The following is a 17,272-nucleotide window of genomic DNA, read 5'->3' on the forward strand; positions in this document are numbered from 1 at the left end:
GCCCAGTGGTTCTCGATCGACCGGGCCACCAGCTCGTCGTCGTCCAGCCGCAGCGGGCTGCGGAAGCCGCTGGACGCGCAGTAGAAGGCCGGGAAGTCGTCCGAGCGGTAGGAGACCACCGGGACGCACTGGGTCTCCAGGTACTCCAGCGTCAGACCGAGGTCCAGGATCTTCTTCGCCCCGGCGCACACCACCGCGACCTTGGACCGGGTGAACTGGATCAGGTCCGAGGACACGTCCATGGTGGTGGCCGCGCCCCGGTGCACCCCGCCGATGCCGGCCGAGGAGAAGAACGGGATGCCGGCCAGCTCCGCCGCCACCAGGCAGGAGGCGACCGTCAGCGCGCCCATCCGGCCCTGGGCCAGCACGACCGGCAGGTCCCGGCTGCTGACCTTGGGGATGCCCGGCGTGGAGGCGAACCGCTCGATGTCGGCGTCCGTCATGCCGACCACGATCCGGCCGCCCTCGACCGCGATGGTGGCGGGGACCGAGCCGCCCGCCCGGACGGCCTGCTCCACCTTGCGGGCGGTCGCGGCGTTGTCCGGGTAGGGCAGCCCGTGGGTGATGACGTTGGACTCCAGTGCCACCACCGGGCGGCCCTCGTGGAGCGCCTCGGCCACCTCCTCGCTGAGGGTGAGCGGCACGGCCCGATGGGCGAGGGAGGTCGTCGGGAGCACGGGCACGGGAGTCACGGACGCGGGAGTCACGGGCGCGGGAGTCACGGCCGCCCCCATCAGAGCGCGTCGGGGCGGTAGTCGGGCACCTTGCCGAGGATGTCCCGGCGGTTGACGATCTCCGGGATGTAGACCTGCTCGGTCCAGTTCTCCTCGGCGATCGACTCGACCGCGATCGACACCACGCCCTCCTCGCAGCCGAAGGCGTCGGTGACCGCCTTGGTCACCGCCGCCAACAGCTCGGCCTGCTGGGTGTCGCTGAGTTCCATCGGGAAGTGCTTGATGTTGACGTGCGGCATCACGGTGTCCTTCCGGAGGTGCAGGCGGCGGTGGACGGCCGTCACCAGCTCGTCGACGTCCGGCGCCCGGAGCAGGGAGTAGTGGTCGGCCGTCAGCTCGACGACGGTCGGCGGCTCGGCGGAGTATCCGCTGCTGCCGTCGAGGAACGAGTACTCGTCCCCCCGCGCCTTGAAGACGGTGATGGGTGCCGAGACCCGGCGCTCCCGCAGTTCGCGGAAGGTGTAGTTGAACTCGAAGGTCGTGCCCACGATCCGGACGATCCGGCGCACCAGGTCCGGGTCCAGGCCGGGGATGCCCTCGCCGACGAAGCGGGCGAAGCTCTCGTCGTCCCGGGCCACCGCGAGGCACCGCTCCAGCAGCGGGCTGTCGATGGTGCCCGTGAAGACCGAGAGCAGGATCGCCACGAAGGCCCGGCTGGTGTAACTGGCGGTCCGCTCCTCGGGGCGGGTGCCGGTGGTGCGGACCTTGGGCGAGCCGGGGGCGATCAGGAAGACGTGGTCGACCGTGCGGCCGGCCTGCTCCAGCTGGTACGCCGTCTCGAAGGCGACCCGGGCCCCGAAGGAGTAGCCCCACAGGGTGTACGGGCCCTCGGGCTGGACCTCCAGCACCGCCCGGACGTCCTCGGCCGCCATCTCCCTGATCGTCGGGTACGGGACCTCGCCCGGGTTGACGCCGTGGGCCTGCACCCCGAGGAACGGCCGTTCGGTGCCCAGGCGTTCGGCCAGCAGCCGCAGGTTCATCGGGTAGCCGCCCAGGCCGGGCCAGCAGAAGACCGGGCGTGGGCGTGCGGTCGGCGCCGGTGCGCCGGAGCCGGTCGGCGCGGGCGAGGCGGACCCGGTCAGCGGCACCAGGCGCGAGGTGTGCTCCGCCGGGTCGCCGGAGAGCCGGCGGGCCAGGCCCTCCACCGTCGGCGAGGTGAAGACCACCTCCAGCGGCAGCGCCGCCCCGAAGGCCCGGTTGATCCGGTTGACCAGGGTGACGGCCAGCAGCGAGTTGCCGCCGCAGGCGAAGAAGTCGTCCTGCGCGGAGACGCTCTCCTGCTTCATCACCGCCTGCCACAGCACGGCCACCCGGCGCTCGGTCTCGTCCCTGGGAGCGACGAAGGGCCGGTCGGCGGCCCCCGCGACGACCCGGTCGGAGACCGCCAGCGCCTTGAGGTCGATCTTGCCGTTGGCGGTGGTCGGCAGCGCGTCGAGCACCACGACCTTGTTCGGGATCATGTAGTCCGGCAGGTAGTTGACCAGGTCGTCGCGGATCAGCTCGGCCGGGCCGCGCATGTGGACCGCGTCCTCCCGCATGCCCTCGTGCCGCCGCTGCTCGCGGCTGACCCGGCCGCCGAGGAAGAAGTACGAGGCGCCGCCCGGCCGCCCCAGCTCGCGCAGGATCCCGTCGAACCGGCGGGCCGAGGGCAGGTCGTCGCCGCCGCGGGAGCTGTAGCCGGAGGACATGAAGCCGAGGTCGAGGTCGTTCAGCGACAGCCGCTGCGCCACCCGGCCCAGGTCGATGTAGCGCCGCCACCGCTGCGGGCTGCGGCTGATCACGGTGACCCCGAAGGACGCCCGGCCGTAGACGGCCTGGTTGATCGCGATGACCTGCTTGCGCAGCACCAGGTCGGACGAGACCAGGCGCAGCCGGCCGTCCTCGTGCAGGTACTGCCCGGCCGGGAGGTCCACGCCCTTGCCGGGGTGGACCTGGACGAACAGGTCGAGGTCCCGGTCCTCGCGCGGTCCGCGCCAGGGCGTCCAGTCGAAGCTGCCGAGGTAGTGGTCCTGGTCGGCGACGCCCAGCCGGGACTTGACCTCCGGGGTGAAGGGGGCGGGTCCGATGTCGAGGCCGTAGGCCGGGAGGACCTCCTCCAGGAGGCCGACGATGTGGCCGGTCTCGATCTCCAGGACCTCGGTGATGTTGGTCTTGTAGACGGGCTCGATGGCGCCGCGGCGGCCGAGGAAGTGCATCCGGATCCGCGGGGTCGCGGCGGCGGCCGTGTCGTCGGGGGCCTTGCGCGGTCCGGGCAGCAGACGCGGCGCGGGTGCTTCGGGCGGGGCGGGCGACGCCGGTGCCGCGGAGACCAGGACGAGGCGGTGGTCGATCGGGTGGTGGTAGTGGATGCCCGGCCGGATGCCGGGGAAGCCGGTGATCTCCAGGTACACCTGGGTCGCGTAGAGCGAACCGGGCGAGGCGTAGGCGTACTTGGGGAGCAGCCGCTCCGGGCTCAGGTGCTGCCCGAGGTGGCGCAGGATCGCGCCGAGCGCCCCGGCGTCCAGCTCCGCGAGCGGCCGCGAACGACCGGCGGCGGCCGGGCGGCGGGCCAGCAGCGCCAGCAGGTCGCGCTCCGAGACCGGCGCCTCGCCCTCGTAGAAGCGGTAGGTCTTGCGGGCGAAGGCGAGGGCGCGCTGGGCCTCGGTGGCCGTGCGGCCGGGCAGGTCGACGGAGGGCAGGCCGGCCAGCTCGGCCGAGGTCCGCACACCCGGGTTGGACAGCTGCGCCTTGACCTGGAGCTTGCTCTCCTTGGACTGGTGGTGCGCGCCGTGGCTGCCCTGGTCCATCAGGGCGGCCTCCCTCGGGTCGAGTTCGACGCAGGCGACGAGGTTCTGGAAGCCCGTCCTCGGGTCGTCCTTGACCAGCACGGCCGCGTGCCGGACCCAGTCGTGGGTCTCGATGGCGAGGCGGATCTCGTCCAGCTCCACCCGGAAGCCGCGCAGCTTCACCTGGTTGTCGGCGCGGCCGGTGAACTGGACGGTGCCGTCGGCGTTCCAGTAGGCGAGGTCGCCGGTGCGGAAGAACCGCCCGCCGCCGTCCGGGTCCTGGGTGAAGCGCTGCTCGGTCAGGTCCGGCCGGTGCAGGTAGCCGCGCGCCACCTGGACGCCGCCGATGGAGAGTTCGCCGATCTCGCCCACGCCCAGCTCGGCGCCGTCGCGGCCGAGGATCCGGTACTCGGTGCCGTCGACGGGGGCGCCGATGGAGACCGAGTTGGGGCCGTCGCCGACCGAGGACTTGGTCACCACGAAGGAGGAGGAGTTGATGGTGCACTCGGTCGGACCGTAGAGGTTGACCAACTCGCATCCGGGCAGGGCCTCCAGGAAGGTCCGGGCCAGGGTTCTGGAGAGCGCCTCGCCACCGGTGAAGACCTGCTCCAGTGCGTGGCAGGACTCCAACTCCTCGGTCTCCAGCAGGGCCTGGAGCAGCGTCGGGACGCACTGGACGGTGGTGACGCCGTACTCCTTGACCGCCGCGACCAGCCGCTCGGTGTCCCGGTGGATGCCGGGCCCGCCCACCACGACGGTGGCGCCGACCGCCGGGGCGAGGATCTCCCACTGGGCGGCGTCGAAGCTGATCGGCGTCTTCTGCAGCACGACCCGGGTCCGGTCGAGGCCGTGGGCCGCGCGCAGCCAGGCCATCTGGTGGGCGATGCTGCGGTGCTCGATCATCACGCCCTTGGGCCGGCCGGTGCTGCCCGAGGTGTAGATGACGTAGGCCAGCGTCTCGGGGGCGGGGTCGGGCAGGTCGACCGGCGCCGGCGGGTGCTCGTCCTCGGCGCGGACGACCACGGTGCCGGCGGGCGCCAGCGCCGTCAGCCGCTCGACCAGCCGGTCCTGGGCGACGATCACCTTGACGCCGGAGTGCTCGATCATGAAGCGCAGGCGTTCCTCGGGGTACTCCGGGGCCAGCGGCAGATAGGCGCCGCCCGCGAGGAGGATGCCCCAGGCACCGGTCAGCACCTCGGTGGAGGGCTCGACGAACAGCCCCACGCACTGGTCCGCGGTCACTCCGAGGACCCGCAGGTGCCCGGCCAGTCCCCGGCTCCGGCGGACCAGTTCGGCGAAGGTGAGCCGCTCGTCGCCGCCGATCACCGCCGGGTCGTCGGGGCGCTCGGCGGCGGTGCGCAGGAGCAGTTCGGGCAGTAACGGGTGGTCGGCCGGGCCTCGGCCCGACGCTTGGGCAGTCATCTGGTCCCCCTGGGTGTGCGGGTGTCCTGGTGTCCGGCTTTCCTGTTGTCCTGGCGCTCCGGCGTCCCGGTGTCCTGGCGTCCCGACGTGCGGGCGGGCGGATCAGCGGTCGGCGGCGGTCCGTCCCCTGCGCAGCGCGTCGGCGACGTCGAGCATGCGGCGGGTCTGGTAGGCGAGGGCGGCAAGGTTGTCCTCGGTGACGTTCTCCGCCAGCCGGCCCGGGACCGCCTGCCGGCCGGAGACCGAACTGACGCCGTAGGGGTTGCCGTTGCTGGGGGCCGTCATGATCTCGTCGGTGACGCCGGGCGGCACGATGATCCCGCCCCAGTGGTAGAAGACGGCGTTGAGCGAGAGGATCGTCGCCTCCTGGCCGCCGTGCGGGGCGCCGGTGGAGGTGAACGAGGCCATCACCTTGCCCTGGAGGCCGCCGCGGGCGTTGAGCGGCCAGGCCAGCTCGATGAAGTGCTTGAGCGGGGCGGCGATCATCCCGAACCGGCCGGGGCCGCCGAGCAGGATCACATCGGCCCAGGCGAGGTCGTCGACGGAGGCGGTGGGGACGGCCGCGATCGCCGCGGCGTTCTCCTGCCAGGCCTCGGTCCACTCGGTGAACTCCGGGGCCAGGGAAGCCTCGACGTACTCCGGGACCCGGCGCAGCCGGGCCACGGCGCCGGCCTTGGTGGCGGCCTCCTCGGCGGCCAGGGCGAGCTTGTGGACGTTGCCGGTGCCCGAGTAGTAGACGATCGAGATCCTCGTCGGCGCGGAGGTGTCGGCGGTGGACACGGTGGTGCTCCTCAGGGTCGGTGGCGGTGGCGGTGGCGCCAACAGGCGGTGGCGGCAACAGGCGCTGGTGGCAACGGCGGTGGGGGCCGGAGCGGTGGGGCCGCGGGGTTACGGAGCCCGGACCCCGCCCGCCCCGGCGGGTGGGGAGGGCCTCAGACGGGGACGTCGGTCCCGAAGTAGCGGTCGCCGAAGTCGCCGATGCCGGGCACCATGAACGCGTTCTCGTTGAGCCGCTCCTCGATCGAGGAGGTCACGATCCGCACCCCGGGGTGGCGGTCGTGCACGGCCCTGATCCCCTCCGGGGCGGAGAGCAGGTTCACGAAGAGGATGTGCTCCTCCGGCACGCCGTGGTCGAGCAGCACCCCGATCGCGGCCAGCGCGGTGCCGCCGGTGGCGAGCATCGGGTCGAGGAGCAGCACATGGCCCCGGCCGATCCCGGCGGGCAGCGCCGCGTAGTACAGGCGCGGGAGCTTGGTGACCTTGTCCCGCTGGATCAGGATCTTGCCCAGCCTGGTCTCCGGTGCCATCACCCGCAGTTCGGACTCCATGCTGTCCCCGGCCCGGGCGACGGACACCCCGTAGACCTGGGTGGCCGGCGACAGGCCGTGGTAGACCTGCCCGACCGGGGTACGGACGTCGCGCGGCTCGTACGGCAGCAGGTCCAGCGCGGCGTCCAGGAGGCCGCGGATGATCCGGTTGGCGGAGAGGACGAAGTCCTCCCGGCGGGCCTCGCGGTCGCGGACGACCGCGTGCAGGGCCCGCAGACGGTTGGTCTGGGGCACCAGGTGGGTCACCCGGGTCACGCCCCGCAGCGGCTCGGTCCCGGTGGTCATCAGGAGGCGCTCCGGCCGTCCTCCGCGGCGACCCGGGCGAAGGCCGCGCGGGCCTCCTGGACGAAGGTGCGCACCTTCTGCCGGTCCTTGCGCCGGGTGGCCTTGTCCTCCAGGCCGGTGTGGGCGTCCACGGCGGCGGGGCGGACGGCCTCGATGGCGGCCGCGACGTTCTCCGGCGTGAGCCCGCCCGCCATCATCAGCGGCTTCGGGGAGATCCGGACCAGCTCGGCGCTGACCGACCAGTCGTGGGTCAGACCGGTCGCGCCCTTGGCGCCGGTGGCCGGGTTGAAGCTGTCGGTGATGAACATGTCCACCCACTCGGCGGAGGTCTCGACGATGGCGCGCAGCTCGTCGATGTTGTCCGACTTCACCACGAGGCTCTTGAGCACGTAGAGGTCCGGGGCGAGGGTGCGCAGGCGGCGCAGCTCGGCCGGGGTCACGTCGCCGTGCAGCTGGATCGCGCTCACGCCGATCTCGGCGCAGAACGCGGCGATCTCGTCGGCCTCGGTCAGGTAGGTGATGATGACGCCCTTGTTGCCGGGCTGGATCGCCTTGACGATGGCGGCGGCGTCGGCCTCCGAGAGGTCCTCGTTCTTGGCCGGCAGGCGCAGGGCGAAGCCGAGCCAGTCGGCGCCCTCCTCGATGATCAGGTCGGCCTCGGCCTGGTCGATGATGCCCGCGACCTGGATCAGTCCGTACATGTCTGCCTCCTCTGGCCTCGGCGGTCCTGGCCGGGGCCGGTCTGCGACGGTTTCGGGGGGGCCGCCGTCCGGGGGACGGCGGTGGTGGAGCGGGGCCGCGTTGCGGGGCGGGCCCTTGGGTGGTGCGTTGCGGGTGCCTTGCGGGGCGGCGCGGCGGGTGCTTGCGGGGCGGCGGGTGCTTGCGGGGCGGGCCCGGGTCAGCGGGCTTCGGCGGCCTTGGCGAGTTCGGCGACGACGAGGCGCGCCACGGGGGCGGCGGAGGCGGGGTTCTGCCCCGTGACGACCCGGCCGTCGCTCTGGGTGTGGGCCTGGTACACGGGCGCCTTGGTGTGCAGCGCGCCCGACTCCTTCAGCCGGTCCTCCAGCAGGAACGGCATGACCTCGACCAGGCCCAGCGAGTCCTCCTCCTCGTTGCTGAACGAGGCGACCCGCTTGCCGCTCACCAGCAGGGTGCCGTCCGGCAGCCGCAGGTTGACCAGCGCGGCCGGGCCGTGGCAAACGGCGGAGACGACGCCGCCCCGGCCGTGGATGTCCATGGCGATGCGAGCCAGGTCCGGGGAGTCCGGGAAGTCCCACATGGCGCCGTGGCCGCCGACGTAGAAGATCGCCGCGTACTCGGCGGGGTCGACCTCGGCCGCCCGGCGGGTCGCCACGAGCTTGGCCTTGACGGCCTCGTCGGCCAGGAAGCCGACGATCTCGGGGTCGTCCTCCTCGCCCGGGAAGACGACGGCCGGCGGCTCGCCGCCGCGCACGGAGACGAAGTCGACCTCGTGGCCGGCGCCGACGAAGACGTTGTAGGGGTGGGCCGCCTCCGAGACGCTGTAGCCCGTCCGGTTGCCGGTGTCCCCCAAGGTGTCGTGACTGCTGACGGCGAGCAGGATCTTGGCCATGGTTCCTCCTGGAGTCGCTGCGGACTGCTCCGCGGGTGGTCGGGCGCGGGGTCGGGCGGGTGCTCTGGCGCGCGGCGGGTGGCCGGCCCCGGCCGGGACCGGGGCCGGGCGGTGCCGGGTGGAGGATCAGGCCCGGTGGATGAAGTCCTGGATCAGCTGGACGAGTTCGGCCGGCTTCTCGAAGATCACCATGTGGCCGCTGTCGATCTCGGTGTAGCTGGAGTTCGGGATCGCGGCGGCCAGCTCGCGGGAGTGCTCGGCGGGCACGGCGGCGTCCGGGTACGGGGCCAGCACGAGGGTCTCGGCCTCGACCTTGCCGACGATGTCGCGGATGTCGACCTGGACCAGCAGCTCCAGCTGGCGGATGCGGCCGTTGGAGGGGCTCAGCTCCGAGCCGAGGTTCTCGACGTCGCTCAGGCTCGGCCGGGTGCGGATGTAGCGCGGGCTGAAGGCCGTGGTGCTCAGGACCCGGCCGAATGCCTTGGCGTCGTGCTTCTGACTGAGCGTCAGGCCGATCAGGTTCTCGATGTAGAGGTCCGACTTCACCAGGCCGCCGATCGGCACCAGTCGGCGCACCAGCCCGGGGTGGAGCGCGGCGGTGGCGGCGACGACGGCCCCGCCGAGCGAGAAGCCCACCAGGTCCACCGGGCCGAGGCCGGCGTGCTCGATCACGGCGGCGACCTCGTCGGCGAGCTGCTCGACGGTCAGCGGCGTGCCGTCGTCCTCGGCGGTCTCGCTGCCGGAGAGCTCCGGCAGGATGACGGTGTTGCGGCGGGCGAAGTCCTCGACGAGGTGCCCGAAGGTGACCTGGCCCCCCTTGCCCACGCCGTGCACCAGGACCAGGGCCGGCCCCTCGCCGGTCACGGTGTAGTGGACGCGCGAGTTTCCGACGGAGATCGTGGGCATGACGGATCGCCTCCTGTGACGATGTGGAAAGGAATACCCCGACAGACCCTGACCGGGGAATCGGAAAATGTGGTGCGGGCATGCGTACGGAAATGCGCACGGAGAATTCCGCCGGCCCCACCGGATTCGCGTGGGTGCAGGCCGCCGGGGTTCCGCGGGATGCAGCTGCGCAGGATTTCGACAACGCCGGCCGACTTCGCCGCAGGGGCGGCCGGACGGATGGTGCGGGTCCGCACGACGGGGCGCGGGGCCAATTGCGACGCGGACACGACATGCCGGAGCACGGGAAAGAAGCTCCCTCGAACCCCTGCCCCCTCGATCACTCGAAGTAGAATTTATCTACTTCGAGCGATCCGGTCAAGCTTGCAGATCACCTTCGGGTGATCCGGCACCCACCCTGCAGCGCGCAAAGGTGTGCGGCAAATGCATTGAAATATCAATGAAGCGCAATAAAACGGACATCCGGCCATGGCGGGAGCGGAGCCTTCGACGGCCGCACAGAACTCCGGCCGCGGTCACGAGCTCATGCCGATGCCCCGGATGTCGGGATCTTCCGCTGCCTGGGCACTATCATTCTTTCAGACCCCATCCAGTGGAGTATGCCCGTGCCCGACCGCTTGTTCGACGGCAATAAGCTGCGCAACCTCCGCGTCGTCAAAGGAATGTCGCAGGCCACGCTGGCGGCCGGGCTTCATGTGAAAGTGAACGCCGTCTATCGCTGGGAGAACGGCCTGGCAGCTCCCCCGCCGGAGCGTTTGCCGACGATTGCCGCATTCCTGGACACCGACCTGGACGAGCTCTTTCCGCGCAGCGAATCACCGAATCTCGCCGACCTGCGGTGCGACGCCGGGATGACCCAGGCGGACACCGCGCGCCACACCAACACCGCCTCCCCCATGCCGGTGCGGGCCGCCGAACAGGGCAGGCGACCGCTCTCCGAGCAGGCGGTGACAGCCCTGGCCGCCGCCTACGGGGTGACCCGGGCCGAGCTGCTCGCGGCGCAGCGGCGCTCCTTCGGCCAGGCCGAGGAGCCGGCGGCGGAACCCTCGGCCGAGGGCGCCCGGGTGGCACGGAAGCTGGAGTCGCTGCGCACCGAGGTGTACGGCGGGGTGGCGCCCTCGGACGCGCACCTCGCGGCCGAGGGGAACCGCCGGAGCGGCTCCGACGCGCTCACCGAGGCCCTGGTCCGCTCGCTGCGGGCCGGAGAGGTCGCCGAGCCGCCGGACGCGGCGCTCGACGCCCTGGCGCTCGCCCTCGACGTGCCGCCGGTCTACTTCCGGCAGGACGATCCGGAGGTGGACGCGCTGATCCTGTCCACCCGGGCCGTGCGCGACAGGTTCACCGTGATGGCCGCGCGCGGCGCGGGCCAGGACCTGCCGAAGGAATCCTGGGACCAGCTCCGGGACTTCATCAGTGGGACGATGGCGGAGATCTTGGGAGAGGACGGGAACGGACGCCCGGAGTGAGGCGTTCGGCCGCCGGCTGCCGGGACTCCCGGCCGGGGGGCTCCGCCGCGGCCCCGGACGGGGCGCGGCGGTCCGTCCCGGTCCCGGAGGACGCGCGGCGGTCCGTCCCGGCGGCGGAGCGGCGGTCCGTTCCTGAGGACGCGCGGTGGTCCGCCCCCGACGCCGGTCCGCGCTCGCGCCGGCGACTGATCAACCGCGCGGCATGGTCGGCGCGCAGCTCGATGAAGGCGTCCCGCTTCAGGGACCTGGCCGTCGCCGGGATCCCGCCGACCGGCGCCATCCCGCGCCCCCGCAGGACGTCGGGCGGGCCGACCAGCCCGGTGCCGTCCCCGGCCCACAGGTGCACCAGCTGATGGACCTTCAACTCCACCTCGTGGGAGGCCGACCGGCCCTCGCGGTGGAGGATCAGGTCGACCGGGCGGGTGTCGTGCTTCACCAGGAGGCCGCAGGTGCCGTCGAGCCCGGTCAGATGGGCCGCCGGGATCGGGCGCAGCACGATGTGCCGGCCGCTGGCCTCCGCGAGGTTCCCGACCAGGCGGTCGAGGTCGAAGGGGTCCGGGAGGGGCATGGAGGCGACGAGGCGCTCGCCGTCCTGCTCGGCCTGGAGGTGCAGCAGTCCCGCACCTCGGTGCCGGTACATCCCCGAGAGAATTCCGGGTGCGTCGTGGCCACGGCGAGGAGCCCCGCTCATTTCGGGGATCCCGTACCGCCGATCCCTCTTTCCAGAATTTGGCACCGGGTGTGTAAGTAGCCTACTCTGCGCATTCTACATTCCCCCTTCTGTGCACGGCTCATAAAGTCGTCGCAAAGGCATGCGGAAACGTTCGGAATCGCTCACAAATTCGCTCGTGGATATGCGAATGGCGCGACGCGATGGTATATGTGTATCGGTCGCAGCAGTTCGCCGTCGAGTCCTCGGGCCCTGAAGTCCGCCCTTACGGGCAGCTTGTCGGCCCGGAATCCCCCCGCTTCCTGCGACGGCCGGGTCCACGATGTTCACAGCGACCCGGCGCGCAAGGCACGATTCCGATGCCCCCCGTTCATGCCTGTCTGATAGTGCTCCCTCCTGAGGGGCGCCGGCCGACCCCCAGCCCGGCGTTACCGAGGTGCGAGCGTGCCGAGGCTACGATAAATCTCGGACAACCACCATGGTGCATGGTTTACGACATCTGGCCGAAACTCACCAGCCGCCGGGCGGCGAAATCCGGACCCGGCCCGACCGCCCACGACCGGTCCGGCGCCGGCCGTCCCGGGGCCGTCACGGGGCGCGGCCGGTCCCCCCGGCATCGTCCGACGTCATGCGGTGTCGCGCGGTACCGGGCGACACCGTCCGCACCACCGGACCCGGCCGCGCCACCCGGCAGCCCGGTCCCGGGGCCCGGCCGGCGTGGTCGGCGCGGCCGAGGACAGGGCCCGGATCAAGTCGTGATCAATCTGCCGGATTCACCGTAGCGGTGGCCCGGGAAGGCGGTGGATCGCCGTCACCATCGCCGTCACCATCGCCGTCGCCGCGAGCGGCGGATCCCGCTCACCCCTCGTCCACCACGCCGCCGAGACGGGCCAGGGCCTCGGCGGCGCCCGCGTCCCGCCCCGCCGAGAAGACGTGCACCACGAGGCCGGTCTCGCCCGGCCCGGCCGGGACGTGCAGGGCCTCGAAGTCCAGGGCGAGAGTCCCGGTGACCGGGTGGTGCAGCAGCTTGTGGCCCGAGGTGCAGTTCATCACCTCGCCGGAGTCCCAGATCCGGCGGAACTCCGGGCTCACCGCCGACAGTTCGGCGATCAGACCGGTCAGCTCCGCGTCGTCCGGCCAGGTGCCCGCCGAGGCCCGCAGCTGGCCGACCGCCTCGGTGGCGCGGTCCGACCACTCCGGATGGACGGTGCGGGCGGCCGGGTCCAGGAACAGGAAACGGGCCTGGTTGCGGTCCCGCCGGGCCCCCGACTCCCCCAGCCCGCCGATGAGTTCGGCACCCAGCGGGTTCCAGGCGACCACGTCGAGACGGTGGTCGGTCACAAAGGCCGGCATCCCCGCGCCCAGGGCGTCCAGCATGCCGCGCAGCAGCGGGCTCACCCGGGGCGCCGGCGGCGGGAGCCGACGGGAGCCGGCCAGGGTGTCCAGGTGGCGGCGCTCGGCCGCGGACAGGCCCAGGATGCGGGCCAGCGCCTCCAGCACCTCGAAGGACGGCTGGGTGGACCGCCCCTGTTCCAGCCGGACGTAGTAGTCGACACTGATCCCGGCCAGCTGCGCCAGCTCCTCCCGGCGCAGCCCGCGCACCCGACGCCGTCCACCGGCCGTCAGCCCGACCAGCTCGGGCGCGACCCGGGCCCGGCGGGCCCGCAGGAACTCCCCCAGGGCGGGGCGGGGAACGACGGAACGGGCAGCGGCGGCGGTGGTCTCCATACGCTCCAGTATGGTGGCCCTCGCATTACCAGGATCCGGAGTCCGCCGGAACAGCAGGGACCTGGCTGCGGCCCGCCGCCCCGGCGAGGGTGGAGCCATGAGCAACCACACCCCGCAGCAGCGGCCCCGGCGCGTCCTGGTCGTCACCGCCCACCCCGAACCCCGCTCGCTCACCGCCGCGCTGGGCGACTTCGCGGTCGCCCGGCTGCGTGCCGCCGGGCACGAGGTGGAGGTCTCCGACCTGTACGCGATGAAGTGGCACGCCGCCCTCGACGCCGACGACTTCCCCGACCGCCCGGCGGACACCCGCCTCGGGGTGCTCGCCGCCCAGGACGAGGCCACCCGCACCGGGCGGCTCTCGGCCGACATCGCCGCCGAGCAGGAGAAGCTGCGCCGGGCGGACGCGGTGGTGTTCCAGTTCCCGCTGTGGTGGTTCTCGGCACCCGCGATCCTCAAGGGCTGGATCGACCGGGTGCTGACCTTCGGCTTCGCGCACGGCCCGGACGTCCCCCCGCCGTACAGCGAGGGCGCGTTGGGCGGCAAGCGCGGCCTGCTCGCGGTGAGCGTCGGGGGCCGCGAGTCCGCGTTCACCGACCGGGGCGCGCACGGGCCGCTGGCGGACCTGCTGTTCCCGCTGCAGCACGGGGTGTTCTGGTTCAGCGGCATCGCGGCCCTGGAACCGTTCGCCGTGTACCGGTCGGAAGGGCTGTCGGCCGAGGAGTTCGAGGCCGCCGCGGAAGCCTACGGACAGCGCCTGGACGCCCTGTTCACCGAGGAGCCGGTCCCGTTCCGCCGCCTCGACGGCGGCGACTACGGGCGCGACATGCGCCTGCACGAGGGCGTGGAGCAGCCCGGCAGCGCCGGCCTCGCCCTCCACCTGCGCTGAGCGCGCTCCGGCCTCCTGGGGCGCCGGCCGCACAGGGGTCGGCCGGCGCCCCAGGAGGCCGGCCGCGTCAGAAGGTCGGCCGCGTCAGAAGGCCGACCGGGTCAGAAGGTCGCGAGGTCCAGGGCCTCGCGCAGCGAGGCGTAGCCGACGCAGGCCAGCAGCCAGACCCCGAGACCGGCCGTCCCGGCCGCCAGGATCCGGCCGACGCGGCCGCGCCGCTCCCTCGGGCGGCGCAGCTGCCGCACGCCGAGGAGCACCAGCAGGACGGCGGCGGCGCCCAGCGCGTAGGCGAGCAACGGCTCTTGACGGTGGGCAAGTTCGGCCAGCACGAAGACACCGGCGAGGGAGGCGGTGGTCAGCACCGCGAGCAGCGTGCCGAGCACCAGCTCGCCGACCAGCTCGCCGATCGCCGTCGGACAGCCGCGCACCGGCCCGTGCGCGGTGGGAGGGGCGAGGTCAGGTCGTCCCGGGGCCGGGGGTGGGCGGGACCGGGCGGTCGTCGAGCAGGGCCTGGCCGAGCGGGGTGAGGGTGTGGCGGACGCCCGGGCCGGAGCGTTCGGTGGTCAGCAGGCCGGCGGAGCGCAGCACGGTGGCGTGGTGGCTCGCGGTGGCGGGCGAGGTGCCGATGCGGCGCGCGAGTTCGGCGGTGCCCGCCGGGTCGGCGGCCGCCCGGAGGGTGCGGGCGCGGGTGGCGCCGAGCAGCGCGACGAGGGCGCCGTCGGGATCCGCCGAGGCGGCGGCCCCCCAGACCGCCCGGTAGGTGGCCAGGTCGCGGGCCAGCGGGTAGTGCAGCACGACCGGGTACTCGGGGCCCCGGTTGTCCGTCAGGGCGATCGGCTCGGGCCAGAAGAAGGTGGGCACCAGGAGCATCCCGGTACCCCGCAGGTTCAGGTCGGCGTCGACCGGACAGGGCAGCGACAGCACCGGCGACTCCCAGCGGACGTCCGGGTGCAGCGAGCCGAGCAGGCCGTCCAGTCCGGTGTCGGCGGCGGCCAGCGCCCGCCCGGTGCGCTCGGCGTGGGTGGCGGCCAGCAGCTGCGACCAGTAGGGCGCCACCGCGAAGGCGTGGTACTCGCGGAGCCGGCGCTGGACCAGGCCGCGCCACCCGCGGTCGCCCCGGTACAGCTCGCGGACCCAGCGGGGCGCCGTCGGACGCAGGTACTCCAGCGCGCACAGGTCCGCCGCCCACAACTGCCGGGGCAGCGACCAGGTCTGGTCGAGGCTGTCCGCCAGGCTGCCGGTGCCCGCGTGCAGGAACGCCTCCGGCGCCTCCGTCGCGCCCGCCGAGGTCGCCAGCTCGAACAGCACCCGCAGTTCGGGGCGGAGGCAGCCGCGGGTCCGGTCGCGCCACCCGTCCAGTGCCACGCCGCCCACGCCGCGGGACTGCACCAACGACAGGCTCAGCACGGTCTCCGCGAGCGGGTCGGGTGCCCGCGCGATCCGTACCCTGGTCAGGTCGTCGTGGGTGAAGTGGATGCGCAGCAATCCGGTCCTTCCGTCGGCTTCCCCGGTGAGGCGCGGCGGTGTCGGTGGCGGTCCGTCCCCGTCCCCCGATCGGGTGGCCGGCCCCCGCCGCGTCCTGGTGTCCACCGTATGCGGACCCGCCCGGCCGGACCGGGGCGTTGCCCGGCTCTGACCGGTTCGTGGCACGTCACGGACATTGCCACGCCCGAATTCGATGGAGCCCGAAGGGTCTTGGGCCGGACGGTTCCGGACGCCGAGACTGGCGGCCGAGGCGCCCCGGTGCGGGGTGTCCGGACCACCAGACCGGGAGTGCACCGATCATGCGATCCAGCCGCCAGTCCCTCGTCCGCTCCGTCGTCGTCGCCGGGTCGGTGCTCGCCGCCGCCACGGTGCTGGCCGCACCCGCGCAGGCGGCGCCGGTGCTGCACGGCTACGCCAACGTCGTCCAGGGCAAATGCCTGGACATCCGCGGCGCCTCCACCGCCGAGGGCGCGCTGCTGCAGGAGTTCAGCTGCAAGAACGACTCGAACCAGCGCTTCTGGTCGGACACCGGGGCCGACGGGGCCACCGAGCTGCGGGTGCAGAAGTCCGGTCTGTGTCTCGAACCGACCACGCTCAACGCCTACAGCAGCGTGATCCAGCGGGCCTGCTCCGGTGCCCAGACCCAGCGCTGGGAGCTCCTCCCGCACGGCCCGAACGCGGTCGTGTTCAAGAACCGGGCGTCCGGCCTGTGCCTCCAGGACTACTTCTCGGCGGACGGCAGCCGGCGCGACGTCAACATGTGGCCGTGCCAGGAGAGCGCGTACCAGCAGTGGGTGGTGCGCTGAGCCCGGCGCGGCAGGGCGGGGCGGTCCCGGTTCCCCGGGGCCGCCCCGCGGCGGTCGGACAGCTCGGACGGCGGTCAGACGGCGGAGCCCGGGGCCGCGGTGGCGCCCGCCTGGACGCCCAGGGTGCGTTCGGCCTTGGCGACGGCCGCGCGGTAGTAGAGCGAGGCGAGCTGGGACTCGTCGGAGTCGCGCTGGAAGAACCCGTAGGCGAGGGCGACGTCGCCGAGGCGCTCGATGCCGAGGTAGCCGTTGAGCCGGACGCCCGCGAGGTCGCCGTCGAGGCGGACGGCCGGGGCCCCGGCGCGGTCGCCGAGGGCGATCGGGGTCACCGAGAAGGTCACGGCCGCGCCGGTGTTGTCGGTGAAGGTGATGCTGTGGCAGTCGGCGAACGCGGAGCCGACGGTGGCGAAGTCGGCGTCCAGCCGGGCCGCCTCCTCGGCGGTGAGGGACTCGGTGATCATCGGATTGCCGTCCGGGCCGTCGAACTGCGCCTCCTGGTGCGGTCCTTGGGCGGAGGCACCGGACGGGTCCCGGTTCAGCAGCGCGCGCAGGGCGTCGCAACCGGCCACCGGGGAGGCGCCGGACTCCGGCGAGGGGCTCGGGTCCGCCGGGATCTCGGTGAAGTCGGGGCCGAGCTCGGCGGCGGTCAGCAGGGCGGCCCGGAGCTGCTCGTCGGTCGGCAGCAGAGGTGCCGACGCCGTGACGGCGGAGGCGGACGCGGGCGCGGGTGGTGCTCCCACCGCGAGCTGGGTGGTGCCGAGGGTGAGCACGGTGGCGACGGCCGCCGCGACGAGCGCACGGAGATGCCTCGGGAGGGACATACGGGCCCCCGATCGATGAGGTCGGGCAGGGACAGGCGTCCAGTGTCCCACCGGCCCCCGGGGCGCGCCCGCCCGGAGCGCGTAGGCGCAGGTCAGGAGGGGTCTTCCGGCCCCTCGACCGAGGGCGGGCCCGGTGCCGGCGGCAGGCTCTCGACCGTCTCCGCGAGCCACCGCACCCAGAAGGACTCCAGCCCGACACCGGCCCTCAGCACCGCGTACTGGAGCGGATCGGCCCCGCCCTCCTCCCCCGCCGGGAAGTCGCGCCTCCCGATCGCCTCGTAGTGGGCCAACTGCGCCCGGTGCAGGTCTAGATGGCGGCGCAGCTCGGCGTCGAGACCGGCCGTGCCGACCACGGCGGCGGCGCGCAGCCGCAGCAGCA

Annotated in this window: 15 protein-coding genes and 1 pseudogene; 3 read left to right on the forward strand and 13 right to left on the reverse strand. The window is 73.2% G+C overall.

What is annotated here, in order from left to right; all coding sequences use genetic code 11:
* From VR45_RS19940 to VR45_RS19970, 7 genes are all read right to left on the reverse strand, one after another.
* The coding region (locus VR45_RS19940; protein ID WP_234326047.1) for a pseudouridine-5'-phosphate glycosidase at positions 1–692 on the reverse strand (692 nt) is incomplete at its 3' end.
* 41 nt (positions 693–733) lie between these two features.
* Positions 734–4,921 (reverse strand): amino acid adenylation domain-containing protein, encoded by a 4,188-nt coding sequence (locus VR45_RS19945; protein ID WP_045941157.1) that lies wholly within the window; start codon positions 4,919–4,921, stop codon positions 734–736.
* 102 nt (positions 4,922–5,023) lie between these two features.
* Positions 5,024–5,701 carry an NAD(P)H-dependent oxidoreductase gene (locus VR45_RS19950; RefSeq protein ID WP_045941158.1) on the reverse strand — a complete coding sequence of 226 codons (678 nt, stop codon included), beginning with the start codon at positions 5,699–5,701 and terminating at the stop codon, positions 5,024–5,026.
* A 152-nt stretch (positions 5,702–5,853) separates the two neighbouring features.
* Positions 5,854–6,534 carry a uracil phosphoribosyltransferase gene (gene upp, locus VR45_RS19955; protein ID WP_045941159.1) on the reverse strand — a complete coding sequence of 227 codons (681 nt, stop codon included), beginning with the start codon at positions 6,532–6,534 and terminating at the stop codon, positions 5,854–5,856.
* The gene (locus VR45_RS19960; RefSeq protein ID WP_045941160.1) at positions 6,534–7,235 is read right to left on the reverse strand and encodes a phosphoribosylanthranilate isomerase; all 702 of its coding nucleotides are present in this window, start codon (positions 7,233–7,235) and stop codon (positions 6,534–6,536) included. The genes upp and VR45_RS19960 overlap by 1 nt, the downstream gene beginning before the upstream one ends.
* Before the next feature lie 197 nt (positions 7,236–7,432).
* On the reverse strand, positions 7,433–8,125 hold the full coding sequence (locus tag VR45_RS19965) for a type 1 glutamine amidotransferase domain-containing protein (protein WP_045941161.1): 693 nt from the start codon (positions 8,123–8,125) through the stop codon (positions 7,433–7,435).
* Between the two features lie 126 nt (positions 8,126–8,251).
* Positions 8,252–9,031 carry an alpha/beta hydrolase gene (locus VR45_RS19970; protein ID WP_045941162.1) on the reverse strand — a complete coding sequence of 260 codons (780 nt, stop codon included), beginning with the start codon at positions 9,029–9,031 and terminating at the stop codon, positions 8,252–8,254.
* 599 nt (positions 9,032–9,630) lie between these two features.
* On the opposite strand from VR45_RS19970, the gene VR45_RS42465 reads away from it, so the two are divergent.
* Entirely contained in the window at positions 9,631–10,497 is an 867-nt protein-coding gene (locus tag VR45_RS42465; RefSeq protein ID WP_052709220.1) for a helix-turn-helix transcriptional regulator, read from the forward strand.
* On the opposite strand, the gene VR45_RS19985 is transcribed toward VR45_RS42465, so the two are convergent.
* Both VR45_RS19985 and VR45_RS19990 read right to left on the reverse strand, forming a co-directional pair.
* Complete coding sequence (locus VR45_RS19985; RefSeq protein ID WP_052709221.1) at positions 10,442–11,137, reverse strand: hypothetical protein; 696 nt, start codon at positions 11,135–11,137, stop codon at positions 10,442–10,444. The two genes, VR45_RS42465 and VR45_RS19985, sit on opposite strands and share 56 nt — an antisense overlap.
* An 888-nt stretch (positions 11,138–12,025) precedes the next feature.
* A complete protein-coding gene (locus VR45_RS19990) occupies positions 12,026–12,895 on the reverse strand; it encodes a helix-turn-helix transcriptional regulator (RefSeq protein WP_045941163.1) in 870 nt (289 codons plus the stop codon).
* A gap of 97 nt (positions 12,896–12,992) precedes the next feature.
* Here VR45_RS19990 and VR45_RS19995 point away from each other — a divergent pair, with 97 nt between their 5' ends.
* Positions 12,993–13,781: an NAD(P)H-dependent oxidoreductase gene (locus tag VR45_RS19995; protein ID WP_045941164.1), complete on the forward strand. Its 789-nt coding sequence runs from the start codon at positions 12,993–12,995 to the stop codon at positions 13,779–13,781.
* Between the two features lie 101 nt (positions 13,782–13,882).
* Here VR45_RS19995 and VR45_RS20000 read toward each other — a convergent pair whose 3' ends face one another.
* Together VR45_RS20000 and VR45_RS20005 are read right to left on the reverse strand one after the other, a co-directional pair.
* The gene (locus VR45_RS20000) at positions 13,883–14,209 is read right to left on the reverse strand and encodes a hypothetical protein (RefSeq protein ID WP_045941165.1); all 327 of its coding nucleotides are present in this window, start codon (positions 14,207–14,209) and stop codon (positions 13,883–13,885) included.
* A gap of 28 nt (positions 14,210–14,237) precedes the next feature.
* Entirely contained in the window at positions 14,238–15,266 is a 1,029-nt protein-coding gene (locus tag VR45_RS20005) for a winged helix-turn-helix domain-containing protein (RefSeq protein WP_045941166.1), read from the reverse strand.
* 299 nt (positions 15,267–15,565) lie between these two features.
* On the opposite strand from VR45_RS20005, the gene VR45_RS20010 reads away from it, so the two are divergent.
* A complete protein-coding gene (locus VR45_RS20010) occupies positions 15,566–16,072 on the forward strand; it encodes an RICIN domain-containing protein (protein ID WP_045941167.1) in 507 nt (168 codons plus the stop codon).
* 74 nt (positions 16,073–16,146) lie between these two features.
* Here the strand turns inward: VR45_RS20010 and VR45_RS20015 are convergent, their stop codons facing one another.
* Both VR45_RS20015 and VR45_RS20020 read right to left on the reverse strand, forming a co-directional pair.
* A complete protein-coding gene (locus VR45_RS20015; protein ID WP_045941168.1) occupies positions 16,147–16,893 on the reverse strand; it encodes a hypothetical protein in 747 nt (248 codons plus the stop codon).
* A gap of 92 nt (positions 16,894–16,985) precedes the next feature.
* Positions 16,986–17,272: pseudogene (locus tag VR45_RS20020) on the reverse strand (PadR family transcriptional regulator); the annotation flags it as partial.

Origin of the sequence: Streptomyces sp. NRRL S-495 (assembly GCF_000966955.1) — a bacterium.
GTDB classification, from domain to species: domain Bacteria; phylum Actinomycetota; class Actinomycetes; order Streptomycetales; family Streptomycetaceae; genus Kitasatospora; species Kitasatospora purpeofusca.

Excerpts from the sequence above, each read along its gene's own strand:
- VR45_RS19945 (WP_045941157.1), bottom strand. The coding sequence starts at position 4,921 with ATGACTGCCCAAGCGTCGGGCCGAGGCCCGGCCGACCACCCGTTACTG.
- upp (WP_045941159.1), bottom strand. The coding sequence starts at position 6,534 with ATGACCACCGGGACCGAGCCGCTGCGGGGCGTGACCCGGGTGACCCAC.
- VR45_RS19960 (WP_045941160.1), bottom strand. The coding sequence starts at position 7,235 with ATGTACGGACTGATCCAGGTCGCGGGCATCATCGACCAGGCCGAGGCC.
- VR45_RS19965 (WP_045941161.1), bottom strand. The coding sequence starts at position 8,125 with ATGGCCAAGATCCTGCTCGCCGTCAGCAGTCACGACACCTTGGGGGAC.
- VR45_RS19970 (WP_045941162.1), bottom strand. The coding sequence starts at position 9,031 with ATGCCCACGATCTCCGTCGGAAACTCGCGCGTCCACTACACCGTGACC.
- VR45_RS42465 (WP_052709220.1), top strand. The coding sequence starts at position 9,631 with ATGCCCGTGCCCGACCGCTTGTTCGACGGCAATAAGCTGCGCAACCTC.
- VR45_RS19985 (WP_052709221.1), bottom strand. The coding sequence starts at position 11,137 with ATGTACCGGCACCGAGGTGCGGGACTGCTGCACCTCCAGGCCGAGCAG.
- VR45_RS19990 (WP_045941163.1), bottom strand. The coding sequence starts at position 12,895 with ATGGAGACCACCGCCGCCGCTGCCCGTTCCGTCGTTCCCCGCCCCGCC.
- VR45_RS19995 (WP_045941164.1), top strand. The coding sequence starts at position 12,993 with ATGAGCAACCACACCCCGCAGCAGCGGCCCCGGCGCGTCCTGGTCGTC.
- VR45_RS20010 (WP_045941167.1), top strand. The coding sequence starts at position 15,566 with ATGCGATCCAGCCGCCAGTCCCTCGTCCGCTCCGTCGTCGTCGCCGGG.
- VR45_RS20015 (WP_045941168.1), bottom strand. The coding sequence starts at position 16,893 with ATGTCCCTCCCGAGGCATCTCCGTGCGCTCGTCGCGGCGGCCGTCGCC.